The sequence below is a fragment of the Sphingomonas oryzagri genome, from assembly GCF_029906645.1.
GTDB classification, from domain to species: domain Bacteria; phylum Pseudomonadota; class Alphaproteobacteria; order Sphingomonadales; family Sphingomonadaceae; genus Solisphingomonas; species Solisphingomonas oryzagri.
The window spans coordinates 142,724-159,154 of record NZ_JARYGZ010000001.1 but is presented as its reverse complement, the minus strand read 5'-3'; the positions used below and the strand labels follow the sequence as shown (position 1 = coordinate 159,154).

12 protein-coding genes are annotated in these 16,431 nt (G+C 66.4%); 3 read left to right on the top strand and 9 right to left on the bottom strand.

Annotation, left to right across the window (positions count from 1 at the left end; all coding sequences use genetic code 11):
- Positions 1 to 8: 8 nt before the first annotated feature.
- The 7 genes from QGN17_RS00800 to QGN17_RS00770 all read right to left on the bottom strand — a co-directional run bounded on the left by QGN17_RS00800 (position 9) and on the right by QGN17_RS00770 (position 8,079).
- The gene (locus QGN17_RS00800; RefSeq protein ID WP_281042614.1) at positions 9 to 740 is read right to left on the bottom strand and encodes an SDR family oxidoreductase; all 732 of its coding nucleotides are present in this window, start codon (positions 738 to 740) and stop codon (positions 9 to 11) included.
- Complete coding sequence (locus QGN17_RS00795) at positions 737 to 1,945, bottom strand: UxaA family hydrolase (RefSeq protein WP_281042613.1); 1,209 nt, start codon at positions 1,943 to 1,945, stop codon at positions 737 to 739. Before QGN17_RS00795 ends, QGN17_RS00800 begins: the two co-directional genes overlap by 4 nt.
- Positions 1,942 to 2,238 carry a UxaA family hydrolase gene (locus QGN17_RS00790; RefSeq protein ID WP_281042612.1) on the bottom strand — a complete coding sequence of 99 codons (297 nt, stop codon included), beginning with the start codon at positions 2,236 to 2,238 and terminating at the stop codon, positions 1,942 to 1,944. The genes QGN17_RS00795 and QGN17_RS00790 overlap by 4 nt, the downstream gene beginning before the upstream one ends.
- Positions 2,235 to 3,182: an aldo/keto reductase gene (locus tag QGN17_RS00785; RefSeq protein ID WP_281042611.1), complete on the bottom strand. Its 948-nt coding sequence runs from the start codon at positions 3,180 to 3,182 to the stop codon at positions 2,235 to 2,237. Before QGN17_RS00785 ends, QGN17_RS00790 begins: the two co-directional genes overlap by 4 nt.
- Positions 3,175 to 3,969 carry an amidohydrolase family protein gene (locus QGN17_RS00780; RefSeq protein WP_281042610.1) on the bottom strand — a complete coding sequence of 265 codons (795 nt, stop codon included), beginning with the start codon at positions 3,967 to 3,969 and terminating at the stop codon, positions 3,175 to 3,177. The genes QGN17_RS00785 and QGN17_RS00780 overlap by 8 nt, the downstream gene beginning before the upstream one ends.
- Positions 3,966 to 5,198 carry a sugar MFS transporter gene (locus tag QGN17_RS00775; RefSeq protein WP_281042609.1) on the bottom strand — a complete coding sequence of 411 codons (1,233 nt, stop codon included), beginning with the start codon at positions 5,196 to 5,198 and terminating at the stop codon, positions 3,966 to 3,968. Before QGN17_RS00775 ends, QGN17_RS00780 begins: the two co-directional genes overlap by 4 nt.
- A 109-nt stretch (positions 5,199 to 5,307) precedes the next feature.
- Positions 5,308 to 8,079 (bottom strand): TonB-dependent receptor, encoded by a 2,772-nt coding sequence (locus QGN17_RS00770; protein ID WP_281042608.1) that lies wholly within the window; start codon positions 8,077 to 8,079, stop codon positions 5,308 to 5,310.
- A gap of 279 nt (positions 8,080 to 8,358) precedes the next feature.
- On the opposite strand from QGN17_RS00770, the gene QGN17_RS00765 reads away from it, so the two are divergent.
- Positions 8,359 to 9,111: an IclR family transcriptional regulator gene (locus tag QGN17_RS00765; protein WP_281042607.1), complete on the top strand. Its 753-nt coding sequence runs from the start codon at positions 8,359 to 8,361 to the stop codon at positions 9,109 to 9,111.
- A 62-nt stretch (positions 9,112 to 9,173) separates the two neighbouring features.
- Here QGN17_RS00765 and QGN17_RS00760 read toward each other — a convergent pair whose 3' ends face one another.
- The gene (locus tag QGN17_RS00760) at positions 9,174 to 11,189 is read right to left on the bottom strand and encodes a CocE/NonD family hydrolase (protein WP_390902627.1); all 2,016 of its coding nucleotides are present in this window, start codon (positions 11,187 to 11,189) and stop codon (positions 9,174 to 9,176) included.
- A gap of 125 nt (positions 11,190 to 11,314) precedes the next feature.
- On the opposite strand from QGN17_RS00760, the gene QGN17_RS00755 reads away from it, so the two are divergent.
- A complete protein-coding gene (locus QGN17_RS00755) occupies positions 11,315 to 12,628 on the top strand; it encodes a M28 family metallopeptidase (RefSeq protein ID WP_281042606.1) in 1,314 nt (437 codons plus the stop codon).
- A gap of 183 nt (positions 12,629 to 12,811) precedes the next feature.
- Here QGN17_RS00755 and QGN17_RS00750 read toward each other — a convergent pair whose 3' ends face one another.
- Positions 12,812 to 13,999, bottom strand: a complete 1,188-nt coding sequence (locus QGN17_RS00750) for a DUF2252 family protein (RefSeq protein ID WP_281042605.1) — start codon at positions 13,997 to 13,999, stop codon at positions 12,812 to 12,814.
- Between the two features lie 117 nt (positions 14,000 to 14,116).
- On the opposite strand from QGN17_RS00750, the gene QGN17_RS00745 reads away from it, so the two are divergent.
- Complete coding sequence (locus QGN17_RS00745; RefSeq protein ID WP_281042604.1) at positions 14,117 to 16,399, top strand: hypothetical protein; 2,283 nt, start codon at positions 14,117 to 14,119, stop codon at positions 16,397 to 16,399.
- Positions 16,400 to 16,431: the final 32 nt, after the last annotated feature.

Sequence of the window (16,431 nt, the reverse complement as noted above, 5' to 3'; positions counted from 1 at the left end):
CTTGCTCCTCAGTTGATCCAGCCGCCGTCGATGACGTGCACCGCGCCGGTGGTGAAAGCGGATTCGTCGCTCGCGAGATAGAGCGCCAGCGCCGCGATCTCCTCGGGCCTGCCGAGCCGCCCCATCGGCTGGCGCGCGATGAACTGGCTGTGCGCGGCCTCATAATCGCCGGTGTCGCGCAATCGCTGCTGGAGCGAAGGCGATTCCACCGTGCCGGGACAGATCGCGTTGCAGCGCACGCCCTGCCCCACGAAATCCGCCGCCACCGCCTTGGTGAGGCCGATCACGCCGGCCTTGGTGGCGCCGTAAGCGAAGCGGTTGGGGATGCCCTTCACCGAACTCGCGATCGACGCGACGTTGACGATCGCGCCGCCGCCCGCCGCCAGCATCGCCGGCAGGAATGCGCGAATGGTGCGGTACATCGCGGTCATGTTGAGATCGATCGAGAAGGCCCATGCCTTTTCATCGCAATCGAGAATGGTGCCGGCGTGGACGAAACCCGCCACGTTGCACAGGATATCGATCGCGCCGATCTCCACGGCGAGCGCGGTGATGGCATCGGCGTCCGTCACATCGAGCCGGCGACGCTCGCAGCCTTCCAGCCCGTCCAGCAATTCCTCGCGCACGTCGGTCGCGATCACCCGCGCGCCCTGCTCGATGAAGGACAGCGCGGTGGCGCGGCCGATGCCCTGCCCCGCCGCCGTGATCAGCGCGGTCTTGCCCGCCAGCCGGCCGCTCATGCCGTGGCCCTCCGCACGAGGGGAAGGCAGGCCGGGCCGACCGGATCGAACGCCTTGTAGGTCAGGATGAATTCGCGATGGCCCAGTTCTTCGGACACGCTGCGTTCGCCGGCCGCGACGGCCATCACCCGATCGAAAATCTCGTTACCCACCTCGGCCAAGCTGGCTTCTCCTTCGAGGATGCGGCCGGCATCGACATCCATGTCGGCCGCGAGGCGCCGTGCCGTTTCCGGGTTGGCGCAGATCTTGATCACCGGCGAGATCGCCGAGCCGACCACCGAGCCGCGCCCGGTGGTGAAGAGCGTGAGATGCGCCCCGCAGGCGATCATCTCGACGATCTCGGCATTATCGGAAATGTTGGGGAAGCCGAAGCGCGGCTCGCCGTCCGGCACCACGTCGAGCAAATAGAGGCCCCCCGTCGGCGGCACATCGCCCGGCTTGATGATGCCGCTGATCGGCGAGGAGCCGGATTTGGAATAGGCCCCCATGGATTTCTCTTCCTGGGTGGTGAGGCCGCCCTCGGCATTGCCAGGTGCGAAGCTGCCGAAGCCCATCGTCGTGTAGTAACGCTCGGCCTTGTGGACGCAGGCCTCGATCTCGCGCCCCAGTCCGGGGGTGACTGCTCGCTCCGCCATGATTGTCTCGCAGCCGACCAGCTCTCCGGTTTCCTCGAAGATGCAGGTGGCGCCCGCTGCGACCAGCCGGTCGAACGCGCGGCCGACCGCCGGGTTGGCGGTGATGCCGCTCGTCCCGTCCGATCCGCCGCAGATCGTGCCGATCACCAGTTCGTCGAGCGCCATGGCCGCGCGCGGTGTGGTGGCCGCCGCCTCGCGAACCCGCTCCACCGCCGCGATGCCGGCCGCGATCGTCGCCGCCGTGCCGCCGACCTCCTGAATCACCAGAAGCTCGACCGGGCGCCCGCTCGCGCGCACCACGTCGGCGAGGCGTTCGCGGTTGAAGCTCTCGCAGCCGAGCGACACCAGCACCACGCCGCCGACATTGGGGTGCGTGGCGATCGCCTCCATCACACGGGCGGCATAAGCATTGGGATAGCAGCCCGGAAAGCCGATCAGATGCACGTCGGGATCGTCCGCCTTGTCGACGATCCGGCGCGCGACATGGTGGGCGCACTCGACGAGATACGCCACCGCCACGACGTTGCGGATCCCCTTGCGACCGTCCTGACGCAGAAAGGCTTCGATCATTCCGGTTCCTCTGGTGCAGCCCTGAGATGGGCCGCGATGTAATCGCTGCGCATGTTGTGAAGATGCACCCAGTCTCCGGCGCTGGCCGCCGCGATCATCGATCCGATCGGCGCGCCGTACTTGATCACCCGGTCGCCGGGACGAAGCGCCTGCCGCGCGACCTTGTGACCGATGGTGATGCCCTCGCGCGCGGGCACGGTGCCGCCCGCTACGGTCAGAGGGTCGCCCGCCGCGATCGGCGCGACGACGACGAGGACGTTATCGTCCTCATGGAGAAGGATGAGCTGGGTCATGCGGGGATTTCCGCCACGGCCGGCCACAGCGCATCGCTCACCGGTGCGGCGAACCGCGCCAGCGTGTCGGCGACCTCGGCGGCGCTCGCCATGCCGGGGATGACGGAGGCGACGCCTGGATGGCGGAGCGGGAATTGGAGCGCGGCGGCGGGCAGCGACACGTCGAAACGATCGCAGGTCGCCTGCAGGCCGCGCGCTCGGGAAAGGACGGCATCCGACGCCGGCGCGTAATCGAAGCAGGCCCCCTCGGCGATCGGCCGGGCTAGGATACCGCTATTGTAGGGGCCGCCGATCACCACCTTCACGCCGCGCGCGACGCAGGCCGGCAGCAGGCGGTCCGCCGCCGATCGATCGAGCAATGTGTAGCGCCCGGCGAGCAGGATCAGGTCGAGATCGATCCGTTCGATGAGATCGAGGCAGACCGCGACCTCGTTCACGCCGATGCCGATGGCATCGACCCGGCCGTCGTCACGCAGCCGGCGCATCGCCGGATAGCCCTCGTCGATGAACTCGCGCAGTCGCTCCTCGTGGCGGTCACCGTGGGTGAGTTGCCCGATGTCGTGCGCGAACAGGATGTCGATCCGATCGCGGCGCAGGCGCGCGAGGCTGTCGTCGAGCGAGCGCAGCACGGCGTCGGCCGAATAGTCGAACACCGGCTCGAACGGCCGCGCATCGACGAAGCCATGGCGTTCCAGGGTCGGCTTCTCGACCGGCTTCAGCAGGCGCCCGACCTTGGTGGAGACGATCACGTCGCTGCGCCCGCCGAGCGCACGCCCGAGCCGTTCCTCGGCGAGACCGAAGCCGTAATGCGGCGCGGTATCGAAATAGCGGATGCCGCCGGCCAGTGCGGCCGCGACCGCAGCCTCCGCCTGTTCGTCGGAGATAGCGCGATAGAGATTGCCGAGCGCGGCGGTGCCCATGCCGAGGCGGGGAAGATCAACCATGCGCAGGCTCCCGCAGACCATAGAGCCGGGCCGCATTGCCGCCGAACACGGCTTCGTGATCGTCGGCCGGGATCAGCGTCCGGGCCATGTCGAGCCAGCCAGAATAGCTGTCCGCCATGGTGAGCACCGGCCAGTCGCTGCCCCAGATCAGTCGTTCCGCGCCGAACGAAGCGAGCAGCGTCCCGACGGCATCGGTGACGTCATCCACCCGGATCTCGCTGAGCAGGCCGGACAGCTTGACCCCGACATTCTCGCACCCGGCCAGCGGTGCCATCGCCTCGCGCCATTGGGGCAGGCCTTCCGGCTTCGCCGCGTGATCGACGACGATCGCGAGCTTCGGATGACGCGCAGCCAGTCTCGCCAGCGACGGCAGATGCCGGGGCCGGATCAGCGCATCAAACACCAGTCCGTGCTCGGCCATCGCCGCGAAGCCTGCGTCAAGCGCCGGGTCGTCATACCAGTCCGCCGCGCGGCCCTGCACCATCGGGCGCAGGCCGACGAGCATCGCATCGTGCGCCCGCTCGACCACCGCGGCCGCGTCGCGCAGATCGGCCCAGCCGACCACACCGGCGATCCGATCGCTGTCGCACGCGAGATCGAGCAGCCAGTCCGTATCGCGCGGGCTTTCCTGGCTCTGGACCAGCACGGCGCGATCGACGCCATTCGCATCCAGCGTGGCGATCAACTCGGCGATCTCGAAATCGCGGTGGATGGCGGCTTCCTGCGCCGTCGGCCAGGTGCAGTCGTTCTGCCCGATCCGCCAGAGATGGACGTGCGCGTCGATCATGCCGCCACATCCTCCCCGTCACGCAAGTGTATCCGCGCGAACAGGGCGACGATCAGGAAGCAGGCCGCCGGCACCAGCATCGCCGCGCGGATCGTACCCGCCCAGTCGGAGAGCAGGCCCATCAGCGCCGTCAGCACCGCGCCACCGATGATCGCCATCACGATCAGCGAGGAACCGGGCTTGGTCAGCGGGCCGAGCCCGCGCAGCGCCAGCACGAAGATGGTCGGGTACATGATCGACATGAAGGCGCTCGACAGCACCAGCGCGCCGACGCCGACCGCGCCACCCGTCGCCACCGCCAGCAGGCAGAGCGCCGCGTCGATCAGCGCGAAGGCCAGCATCAGCCGCGCGCCCGATATGCGCGCCATCAGCGCCGATCCGGCGAAGCGCCCGCCCATGAACAGAACGAGCGATCCGGTCAGCAGCCACGCGGCATGGCGCGTGCCGAGCGCGGGCAGCGCGACGGCGGCATAGCGGATCAGGAAGCTCCACACGCCGACCTGCGCGCCAACGTAGAAGAATTGCGCGGCGACGCCGGCGAGATAGCGACGGCGGCCGAGAAGCGCGCGGAACGCGCCGGGGACGGCCTCCTCGGCTTCCGGATCGCGCAGAGCGACCGCCGGGAAGCGGGTCGCGAGGATCAGCCCGGCCCAGCCGAGCACGACCAGCGCGATCACCAGATACGGCATCCGCACCGCCGCCGCCTGCGTGGCAACGGACGTGCCGGGATCGGAGAGAATGAAGGTCGCGCCCACCGCTACGCCGGTGATCGAGCCGAGCGGATTGAATGCCTGTGCGAGATTGAGCCGGCGCTCCGCCGTCTCGGGCGTGCCCAGCGCGGCGACCATCGGGTTGGCGGCGGTCTCCAGGAAGGCAAGCCCGCTCGCGATCACGAACAGGGCCGCGAGGAAGACACCATAATCGAGCATCAGCGATGCGGGCCAGAACAGCAGCGCGCCGATGCCGTAGAGCACCAGCCCGATCACCACGGCCGTGCGGTAGCCGAACCGCTGCATCAGCTTCGCGGCCGGAATGGCGAAACAGAAATAGCCCAGATAGAAAGCCGACTGGACGAGGCCCGACTGCAGGTCGTCCAGCCGGAACAGCTGCCGGAAATGCGCGATCAGCACGTCGTTCAGGTTGTTGGCCATTCCCCACAGGAAGAACAGCCCCACCGTCAGTACCATCGCCGCCCGTCCGGGCAGGCTCGCCGCTTTCACCGTCGCCATCGTCACGTCCCTCTCACCGCCCCTTTCATGTGGGAGAAAGCCGGCCGGAGCAAAAGCTCCGGCCGCAGGGGGAGAGGATGAACCCGATGCCATCGCGGTCCGCGACGGATCAGAAGGTGATCTTGGCGACGCCGCTGATCTGGCGATCGTTGACGATCGCGTCGCGCGGGCGCGTCTTGATGCCGTAGTAAGTGGAGGTCATCGTGTTGAGCAGGTTCACGCCGTTCAGCGTCAGCGCGAAATGCGGGGTGACGTTGAAGGTGATCGAGGCGTCCATCTGGCCGAAGGGCTTCTCGAACACCGGCAGGTTGCCCGATCCGTTGCCGGACGTCGTCACCAGGAACTGGCTGCGCCAGTTGTAGGCGAGGCGCGCCGAGATCTTGCCGCGCTCGTAGATGCCGACGATGTTGTAATTATACTTGGACAGGCCCTCGAGCGAGACGTCGTGGACCGGGCCCTCGGTGGCCGGGCTCGGCGCCTTGGAGTCGACGTAGGTGAAGTTCGCCTGCAGGCCGAGACCCTTCAGCGCGCCCGGCAGGAAATCGAAGAACTGCTGATAGGAAAGCTCGAAGCCCTTTACCTTGGCATCCGCCGCGTTGCTGTACGACGTCACGTTGTACGTCGCGGTGACGCCGTCTGAGAAGGTGACGTCGCGCGCCGAGATGCCGGTCTGGATGTAATTCTTGATGTCCTTGTAGAAGCCGGCAGCGGTCAGCGATCCGGTCCGCGAGAAGTACCATTCGGCCGACACGTCGAGGTTGGTCGACTTCATCGGCTTCAGATACGGGTTGCCGCCGGTCGTATCATGCTCCTGGTTGATCTGCGCCTTGCCCGGCTCGGTGATCGTCAGCGCGGGATTAAGCTGGCTGAGGCTCGGGCGCGAGATGTTCTTCGAGGCGGCGAAACGCAGCTGCAGCTTGTCGGTCAGATGCGCGCGCAGGTTGAGGCTCGGCAGCCACGAATTGTAGCTGTTGGCGAAGTCGACGAGGCTGGATGTGGTGGCTCCGGTGCTCTGCGATCCGTCGGACGCAGTGATCAGGTCGGTCTGCTGGTAGTAGCCTGTGACCGCCTGCTGCGTGCGCACGAAGCGGACGCCGACATTGCCGTCGATCGGCACCGGCAGCTGATCCGCCTTGAAGAAGGCGGCGACATAACCGGCATAGGTCTTCTGCGACTGCGTGCTGGTGCCGCTCGGCAGGTAGGTGGCCGGGCTGGAGATGCCGAGCGAGGCCAGCGTGTCCGAATAGCTCAGCGTGGTGTTGCGCGAGAAGAACAGGCCTTCCGACGGGATCGACGCATCGCCGTGGAAGAAATCGCCGAGATCGACCACCTCGGTATCGGTCGGCGCGGTGGCGAGCCCCACGTAGCGATAGCCGGTATCGCTGAACACGTTGGAGCGATCGGCGTAGCGGAAGCCGGCCTTGATCGACTGCAGGAGACCATCGAACTTGTATTCGGCGTCGAGGCGGACGGCCTTGTCCTTCGCCCGCGCGTGGTTCAGGTCATCGAGGTAGAAGCCGGCATTGTAGCTCGCCGGGTTGGTCACACCCTCGGGCGTGGTGATCGAGAAAGCGGGCGTCGAGCCCGAGATATCCTGCACCAGCGTGCCGTCGCCCACGCCGTTCAGGCCGATGATCGAGCGGACGTCCTGCGTCTTGGCGTCGACATACTGGCCATCGGCGGTGATCGTCAGCCGGTCGGTCGGCTTCCACTTGGCGTTGAGCGAATAGTCGGTCGTGCGCGAGTGGCGCGTCTCGAGGCTGGTGTTCGCCGCCAGCGCGATGTTGTTGTAGGTGCCGCTGATCACGTCGCCGTTGGGCGCGAAGGTGAAGGCCGCGCCCGGCTCCGGCGACATCTGCGCGCCCGCCGGCTCGGCGAAATAGCTATAGTCGTCGAACCGGAACTTGTAGTCGTTGCGGAACACCTCGCCGGTCAGTTCCAGCGTGTCGGTCGGCTTCCACTGGACCGAGGCATCGAGGCCGAAGCGGCGGCGGTCGCCATAGACTTCGCCGATGCCGGTGCCGTGGGCCAGCGTCGTGGTCTGGTCGAGCCGGCCGAGCGTCGAGGCGGCGGCATAATCCGCCGGGTTGTTGGGCGTGCCATCCGATTTCAGGCTGGTGTCCAGCGTGTTGAACGGCTCGGTGGAGATCGTGTCCTGGCGGAAGGCGGTGCGCTGATAGGAGGCACTGACGAGCACGCCGATCTCGCCGATGCCGGTATCCCAGCGGTCGCTGACCAGCAGCGAGGCCGACGGCTTGCTCTTCTTGACGAGGTCGTAATAGGTGTTGCCGACCGAGGCCGCGATCTTGAAGCCATTGAAATCGAACGGCTTGCGGGTGCGCAGGTTGATCGTGCCGCTGAGCTGATCCTCGATCAGGTCCGACGACGGATTCTTGTAGACGTCGATGCCGGCGAGCAGTTCGGACGGCATGTCTTCCAGGCTGAAGGTGCCGGCCGGGCTGGTGCCCTCGCCCGCGGCCGACGCGGTGAAGATGTCACGGCCGTTGAGCTCGGTACGCACCTGGGTCAGGCCGCGGATCTGGACCGAGCTACCCTCGCCATATTGGCGCTGAATCTGGATGCCCGAGATGCGCTGGAGCGATTCCGCAATGTTGCGATCGGGCAGCTTGCCGATGTCCTCGGCGACGATCGAGTCGACGATCTGCGACGAATTGCGCTTGATGTTCTGCGCGGACTGCAGGCTGGCGCGCACCCCGGTGACGACGATCGCATCGGCAGGCGTCGCAGCGCTCGCGCCGCCGTCGGTGCTCGCAGGGGCCGCCGTCTGAGCGTTAGCGTTACCAGCCGCGAACACAGCAAGAGCCGAACAGCCCAGCAGCAGACGGGACGCACGAAGATTCCAGGCATTGAGCGATGTCATCAAACCCCTCCTTGTCGCCGACCGTTTGATCGGCCGTCTTGCGGCGTGGCGAGCACACCGATCGAATTATCCGGACGCCATCGGCCGTTGCCGGCCGCCGCACTCCCGTCCCGGTCCTCCCTCTTGATGAGAAGACCCTCTGGCGGGGCTACTATCAGTGGTCCGGAAAGAATGAAATATAAAAATTGATTCCATTGGTGATAAAATTGCCAACCAACAGACGCCGATCTATCACGGCGCACGTTCCGCTTTTGCTCCTCGAAGGGAAGCTCCACACGCATGTCCCAGCAGGGCAAATACCGTGCTCCCGCGCTCCAGAAGGGGCTGGAAATTCTGGAGCTGTTGGCGCCCCTGCCCCATCCGATGAGCATGGGCGACATCTCCGCCGCGCTCGGCCGGTCGGTCAGCGAGATCTTCCGGATGCTGCTGGTGCTGGAGGAACACGGCTATATCGCGCGTTCCGGCGAAGGCTATCGAATCACCAACCGGCTATTCTCGCTCGGCATGGCCCAACCGCCTATTCAGGATCTGCTGGGCCACGCCCTGCCCGCGATGCGCGAGCTTGCGCAGCGGATCGGCCAGAGCTGCCACCTCGCCATGGCATCGGGCCATCAGATGGTGGTGGTCGCGAATGTCGAGACGCCGGGGCTGCTCGGCTTCGCGGTGCGGATGGGCTACCAGCGACCGCTCATCCATTCCGCTTCGGGCCATGTCCTGATGGCCTTCCAGATCGAAGACGCTCGCGCCGAGATGTTCCGTGCGACCGACGTCGCCGGTCTCGAGGTCGACAGGCCGAAGCTCGAGGCCGAACTGGGCCGTGTGCGGCGTGCCGGATACATCACGTTTGCCAGCCCGATGCTGACCGCGATCACCGACATATCGGCGCCGGTCATGCGCGGCGCGACAGTCGAGGCCGCGCTGACCGTGCCTTTCGTCGACGGGCCGAGCGCCAAGATCGACATGGCCGGCGTCCGGCAGGCGCTGCTGGAAACGACGGCCGCCCTCTCCACCGCGCTCTCGGGCACGGTCTAGCGCGCCGACGGCTCGCGTCGCGACCGCCGGTTATCGGGCGCAGGCCAAAACCGGCAGACCGCTCAAGGGACCACCGGCAGTTCCACCGCGCTGGCCGTCGCGCCACCATGCCAGATGCTCTGCGTCGCCTTCCTGTAGTCGCCCGGCTTGGCATACATGATGCTGGCCACATAGGTTTGCGGGTTGCGATCATAGAGCGGGAACAGGCTCGATTGCACCTGCACCATGATCCGGTGGCCGGGCAGGAAGACGTGATCGACGTTGGGCAAAGCCCAGCGATAGTGGACCACCTGCCCCGGCTTTAGCGGCTCGGGCTTCGCGAAGCTCTTGGCATAGCGTCCACGGAAGATCTCGATGCCGATCGGCAGCTCGTATCCCGCCATGGAGGGCTTGCCGCCCTGATCGGCCGGCTCGGGCTGATCGTTGGGATAGACGTCGATCAGCTTCACCACCCAGTCGCTGTCGGTGCCGGTGGTCGCGGCATAGAGATCGACCTCGGGCGCGCCCATGATGTGCACCGGCTTTTCGAGCGGCCGCGTCTTCCACAGCGCGACGTCCGTCCGGTCGGTGACGAAGCGCTGGTCGTGGACCAGCCATGGCTTCCACTGTTGCGGATCGTCCATGGAGATCGGGCGCGGCAGGAACGGCACCGGATGCGCCGGATCGCTGACATAATCGTCATGATCCGACGAGGCCGGCCGCGCGAAACCGGCCGAGCCGCCGGCATCGAGATAGAGCGGCGTCGCCGTCCCCATCGGCCAGCGCGGCGACTCCTCCCACTTGTCGATACCGGTCGCGTAGGTGAGCACCGGCGGCGTGTGCGGATCGGGCGCGCCCTTCAGGTAATGATCGAAGAAGGGCTTCATGTAGCGCGTGCGCCATTGGAGCGCGGTGTCGCCGGAGAAGCGCACCGCGCCAAGATCCCAGCCGGTGTGGTTGGCACCCGAATGGCGCCACGGGCCGATCACCAGCGAGACCATGTCGTTGTGGGTGTCCTTGGGCTCCAGCGCGCGATAGACGGCCGGCGCGCCATAGCTGTCCTCCTGGTCCCATTGCCCGACCTCCAGCATGGTCGGCACCGTCAGCGGCCGCGCGGCCAGCCACTTGTCGACCGCCTGTAGCGACCAGAAATCGGTGTAAGCAGGGTTTTCGAGGAACTTTCGGACTCCGGGCACCTGATCGATGCCGTTCGCCTTTGCGAAGTCGGCAACCGACCCGGCCTCGAGATAGCGCGTGTAATCGTCGCCCGCGCCGAGCGCGAGCGCCCCGCCCCCCTCGCCCTTGTTGGTCGCCTGCTCGACCGCATAGTTGAGCGAGCTCACGCGGAAGGCCCCGTTGTGAAACCAGTCGTCGCCCATCCAGCCATCGACCATCGGGCTTTCCGGCACCGCCGCCTTCAGCGCGGGATGCGGGTTGATCTCGGCCATTAGCGTCGTGAAGCCGAGATAGGACGAGCCGATGATGCCGACCTTGCCATTGGTCTCCGGCACGTTTTTCACCAGCCAGTCGATCGTGTCGTAGGCGTCGGTGGATTCGTCGATGCCGGTTGTGTTGAGCGGCCCGGCGATCGGCCGGTTCATGATATATTGGCCCTCGGAGCGGTGCATACCCCGGATGTCCTGCATCACGATGATGTAGCCGTCGTTGGCGAACTCGGTGTCCATCACGTCGAGATTGTCGACCAGCCGCTGGCTGGCGATGCGCTGGGCCGCGCCATGTGCGTCATAGGGGCTGCGGGAGAGCAGGATCGGCCCGTTCGCCGTCCCCTTTTTCATCATGATCACGGTGTAGAGCTTGGTGCCGTCACGCATCGGCACCATCACGTCGCGCCGGATGAAATCGGCCGAGGGCTGGATCTGCTGGTAGCTTGTCTGGTCCGGCGTCATCGGCGTGACGGGGGCGGCGACCTGCGCCAACGCGGCCGACGTGCCCAGCCAGAAAGCTGTAAGGGATACAATCGCACCGGCGGCGATGGGCCGGTTCAACGGGCCGGCCGTCCAAGAGGTGCTCGGCCTGGCGGACAGTCTGTTTTTCACGGTCTTCATCATCTCGTCGGTGTGACACATCGTGTCGGCCATCCGCAACGGCCGCCTTCATCGCACGACATGCGGTGTGGACGGGAGAGAGCGGCGGAGCGTCCAAGACCGTCGCGACGCAAAGCAATAGGGTTGCGGATGCGCTGCGCGTGCCACACACACGCCTGATGAGACAGCCGTTGCTTGCACTGCTCCTCGTCGCCGCCGCTCCAGCTCCCGCACCGAGTCCGGCAGCACTCCACGCCACGATCGCCAAGCTGGTGGGCTTCGGTACGCGGCATACGCTCTCCACGACGACCGATGCTGCTCGGGGAATCGGTGCGGCCCGCCGCTGGGTCGCAGGACGGTTTGCGGACATCGGCCAGACGTGCGGCGATTGCCTCACGGTGGAGACGATCGGCACGACCATGTCCGGCCCGCGCGCGCCTGACGGCGTCCGCGTGGAGGATGTGATCGCGATACAGAAGGGCAGCAGCGATCCGGATCGCGTCATCATCGTTCAGGGCCATATCGACAGCCGCGTCAACGACGTGATGGACGCCACCACCGATGCGCCAGGCGCCAATGACGACGCCTCCGGCGTGGCGCTCGTGATGGAGGCTGCCCGGCTGCTCTCCCGCGAGAAATTCCCCGCGACGATCGTCTATGCCACGCTGTCGGGCGAGGAACAGGGCCTGTGGGGCGGAAAGCTGCTGGCGGACACCGCCAAGGCGCGCGGCTGGAAAGTCGCGGCGGTGCTCAACAACGATATTGTCGGCAACACGCACGGCATCGGCGGCGAGCATGTCGACGATCGGGTGCGGGTGTTCAGCGAGGGGATCGAGGCAGCGGCCGATGCCACGGGTGTGAAGCGACAGCGCGCGATCGGCGGCGAGGATGACTCGCCGTCCCGCGCGCTGGCCAAGGCGATCGTGCGCATCGCCGACACCGACAAGGCGATCGGACTCGACGTGATCGCGGTGCGCCGTCCGGATCGTTTCCAGCGCGGCGGCGACCATATCCCCTTTCTGGAGGCCGGCTATCCGGCGGTTCGCTTTTCCGAGGCGACCGAGGATTATGACCGGCAGCACCAGACGGTCCGTACCGAGAACGGGCATCGCTATGGTGATACGATCGAGTTCGTCGACTTTCCCTATCTCGCACGCGTGACGGCACTCAACGTCGCGGCCATCCGCGAGTTGGCGAGTGCGCCGGCGGCCCCTGCCGACGTGTCGATCACAGGTGCGCTCAGCGACGATACCCATGTGCGCTGGCAGCCGGTGGCCGGCGCCACCGGCTATCGCGTCCGCTGGCGACGTGCGGATGGCTTCGCCTGGACCGATCAGCGCGATGTGCCCGCATCCGCCACATCGCTTGATCTCGCGCACGTCAATATCGACGACCATTTCTTCGGCGTGTCCGCGCTCGGCCAGACCGGCGCGGAAAGCCTCGTCACCTTCGCCGGTGTGGCACCGCGACCGGCGCCGGGCAGCCGTCAATGATGAGGTGAGTGCTGGCAGCCGCGATCGTCTTCGCGCCGGTGCCGGCGTCGATCACGACAAGGGCGTGCATGTGATGCTCGCCAGAAATCTCTTCACCCGGCATCCGTGATATTGCCGACGCTGAAACCGATCTACCACGATCAGAAACGACGCTCGGCGCGGACCGCATCTGAATCTCGTCGATCAGGTTTCCAGAGCAAATCTGCGGCAGTGATCGAGATACCCTGCCTCATGCTTGCCCGCCAGGATCACCACGCTACGCCATAGCCAGGACGGGGCATCGAGCTTGCCGTCCGGCCGCCGGGTCAGGCGATCGCTCCACATGTGGCGCTGGTCCCGCGGCATCTGATGGGCATGAGCCAGGCCGACGATATAGGCGAGATATTCAGCCGCGGCGATCGCCTCCCGGCGCGAGAACTGCTCGACTTCGATCTTCAGGTCCTGCGGCGTGAGTTCGCGCAATACGACCGGCTTCGACAGCAGTTGCGCCGGGATCATCCGCTCGCCGAGATTGGGTGCGAGTGCGCGCGCACCGGCGACGACACGCTCGGCGGGGTCATCGGGCATCCGTGCCCCGGCATCGACAGGCGCGACCGATGGGACGGCTTCCTTGATATCGACGAGCGCCAGTCGCTCCCTCTTCCCGCCCTTCGCCTTCACGCCGAGAATGACGGCGTAGCGCAGCTTGCCGAGCGAACTGCATCCCTTGCGCCAGTAGGCGGCGTCGATGACGCGGATGCTGCCCTTTTCCAGCCCCGCGAGATCGAGCGCGCGTGTGACGATCTCCGGCTGCCCGAACAGGGCCTCGATCGCGTCCCATTCGCGGTCGGTCAGCTTCCAGAATCGCTTCCCGTACGGGATCTTGGGTTCGACATCCTCGAGCCGCTCCCTGGCCAGGTGGTGCCAGCGGCGACCGAGCGCCTTGCGGCGGACGGACCGGACGACAGCGGGTTCCATCGGATGTTTACCCTCCGTCCGGCCGAGCGCCTGCGAGTAGCCGTCGATCATCGCCTCGATCATCCTGGCGGTGGTGACGCCGGGCAGATCCGCGCTTCGCGCTGCAGTCTCCAGCGAGAGGCCAAGCCGGATCAGATCGTGCGCCGGATTGCCGATGACTGCCTGATCGAGATCCCGTATCTGGATATCGACGCGCCGGTCCGCATCCGCGAGCGGACCGAGATTGCCGAGATGGCAGTCGCCGCAGATCCAGATCGCCGGCCCACTCGGGATCAACTCCGCGACCGACGAATTCTCAAGCCATTCATAGAATTGCGCCGTGTTCCCACGCACATAGGCATGAACGGACCGGGCCATTTTGAGCGCCCTCGTGCGATCGAGAATCGCGCGCCGCTCGTCCGGCGAGACACTCATTTCATGCGATCCATCGATCTCGACCCATTTTCTTCACCCACATGGCGTTGCCACGATCGATGCAACGTCGGGCCGTGACGCGAGGATGCGGTTACAAATTCGTCAGGATTCAAGGTAGTGGGGGCCATCAACGGACGGCGGGTATCGGCCGGGTCGCATTGCGCGTCTGGCGGAGGTGAGCCTGGGACATGCGCTACACGGCGCGTTCATCCTGCGTCTTGGCGGAATAGGGCAATCGGCTCGCCGATGGATCTCTCAGCGCCACGGGACGTCTCACCGGCTATGCGTTCATTTCTTGCCCTGATCGCCCTGATCGCAGCGGCCGCCTCCGCCCATGCGGAAACGGCCCAGTTCGACCTTGCCGGCCCTGCTTTACGCGTCAACGTTACGCATCAGGGCGCCAGTCTGCCCATCGCGCAGGTCCCTCAACTGGCGACCGGCGATCGTATTTCGATCACCGCCGATCTGCCCGACGACCAATCCGCCCATTATCTCCTGATCGCGGCCTTCCTGCGTGGCGCGACGAATCCCCCGCCCGACAAATGGTTCTTCGAGTCTGAGTTATGGACGAAGAAGGGTCGCAAGGGCCTGTCGCTCACCGTGCCAGACGGCGCAGAGCAGGTCGCGCTCTTCCTCGCGCCCGCGACCGGCGGAGATTTCTCGACGCTGCGCAATGCCGTTCAGGGGCGGCCGGGCGCGTTCGTTCGCGCCGCGCAGGAATTGGCCCAGGCGTCGCTCGATCGAAGCCGGCTCGACACCTATCTCGCGGCGATCCGCAAGATCGTTCCCGGCGATCCTGGGCGGCTCGACCGGATCACACCGCTGCTCGCACGCAGCCTGCAGGTGAAGATCAACGCGGACTGCCTCTCCAAACTTCCCGATCTGCAGGCGCCCTGTCTGCTCCAGAACCAGGAAGCGCTCGTGCTCGACGACGGGCACAGCAACGCCATCACCGATGCCGTCGCCGGGCCGGGTGCCGATCTTGCTCTCCAGCTCAGTGCCACGCCACAGGGCGGTCTTGGCTATTACAGCCCCTATATCGCGGCGATCCGCGACGTGATCGGCATCTTCGGTTCGATCCGCACAGCGAAATACCAGTATATCCCGGCGCTCGCGATGCTGCGCGACGATCGCATGTCGCTGGTGCTCAATACGCCGCCCTCGTTCCACAATCCGAAGTCGGTGCTGGTGACGGCGCTGCCGGTCATCGCGCCCATTCATGTGCCGCCCCTCCAGGTCGTCGGGGCGGAGCCGTCGCTCTGCGCGAACGCCAGGGAGCTTCTCGTGCCGATCGCCGGCGCGCCGCTGATCTACGCCACCCAATATGCCCACGACCTGGTCCTGCGCGTCCACCTCCCCGGCGGTCGCGTCATCGACCTGCCGGCGACACCCGACGCCGAGCGCGGCGGCCTCGTCGTTCAGAATGACGGCGGACTTCCGGCAAACCTCACAGCGCCCGTCGACGCCACGCTGCACGGCGTCTGGGGCTTTCAGCCTTTCGACGGCCCGGAGATCCGGATGCTACCCGCTCAGGCCGGCCAGTGGCGGCTCTCCGCCGATGCGTCGCCTGGTTCTGGTGCCTCCGTCACACTGAACGGCGGGGCAGCGGTCTGCGTGACTGGAATTTCCGTGCAGGCCGGCGGCGAGGCACCTCAGTCCGCCACGTGGAAGACCATCGCGCCGAACTCGATCCGCGTCACCTTGGCTGACAAACCGAAACATGACGCCTCGACGACGATCGTCATCACGGGACCATCCGGTGTCGCGCCCGAAAGCCTGCCCCTCGCTTTGCCGCCTCAGCCCAAGGGCTTGGGGGCAACGGTGATCGCGCGCGCCGTCCGGCGGCCGACCGCCGCCGGCCCGATATCCGTCACGCTTGCCGGCGACGCCGATATTCCGAGCGATGCAAACCTTACCTTCTCGCTTCGGGCCGAAAAGGGCGCGCGGTTCACGGGCAAGGAAACGGTCGAGGTCGCCGCCGAGTCCGGCAGCAGCACCGCAACCCTTTCCAGCGCCAACGGCTTGCGTCTAGCCGACCAGCAGGTCGCGCTCGCGAGCCTGACGCCGGCCACGTCGCTCGGCAGCTCGGCATTCGGCCCGCTGCACGCCCGGATCGTGCGCGAGGGGGTGGCAGGCGACTGGTTGTCGCTTGGCACGCTCGTACGCCTGCCCCGGCTTCAGCAATTGACCTGCCCGGCCGACCTGACGGCCAGTTGCACGCTGTCCGGCGACAGCCTGTTCCTGATCGGCGCGCTGTCCTCGACGCCCGGTTTCGATCACCCCGTGACAGTACCCGACGGCTATCCGGATACGACCATCACGGTGCCGCATCCGACAGATGGCAAACTCTATCTCAGGCTGCGTGACGACCCGAGCGTGGTGAGCAGCATCGGCGCTTGAATGCGCTCGACCGAGTGCTGGACCCCTATCCG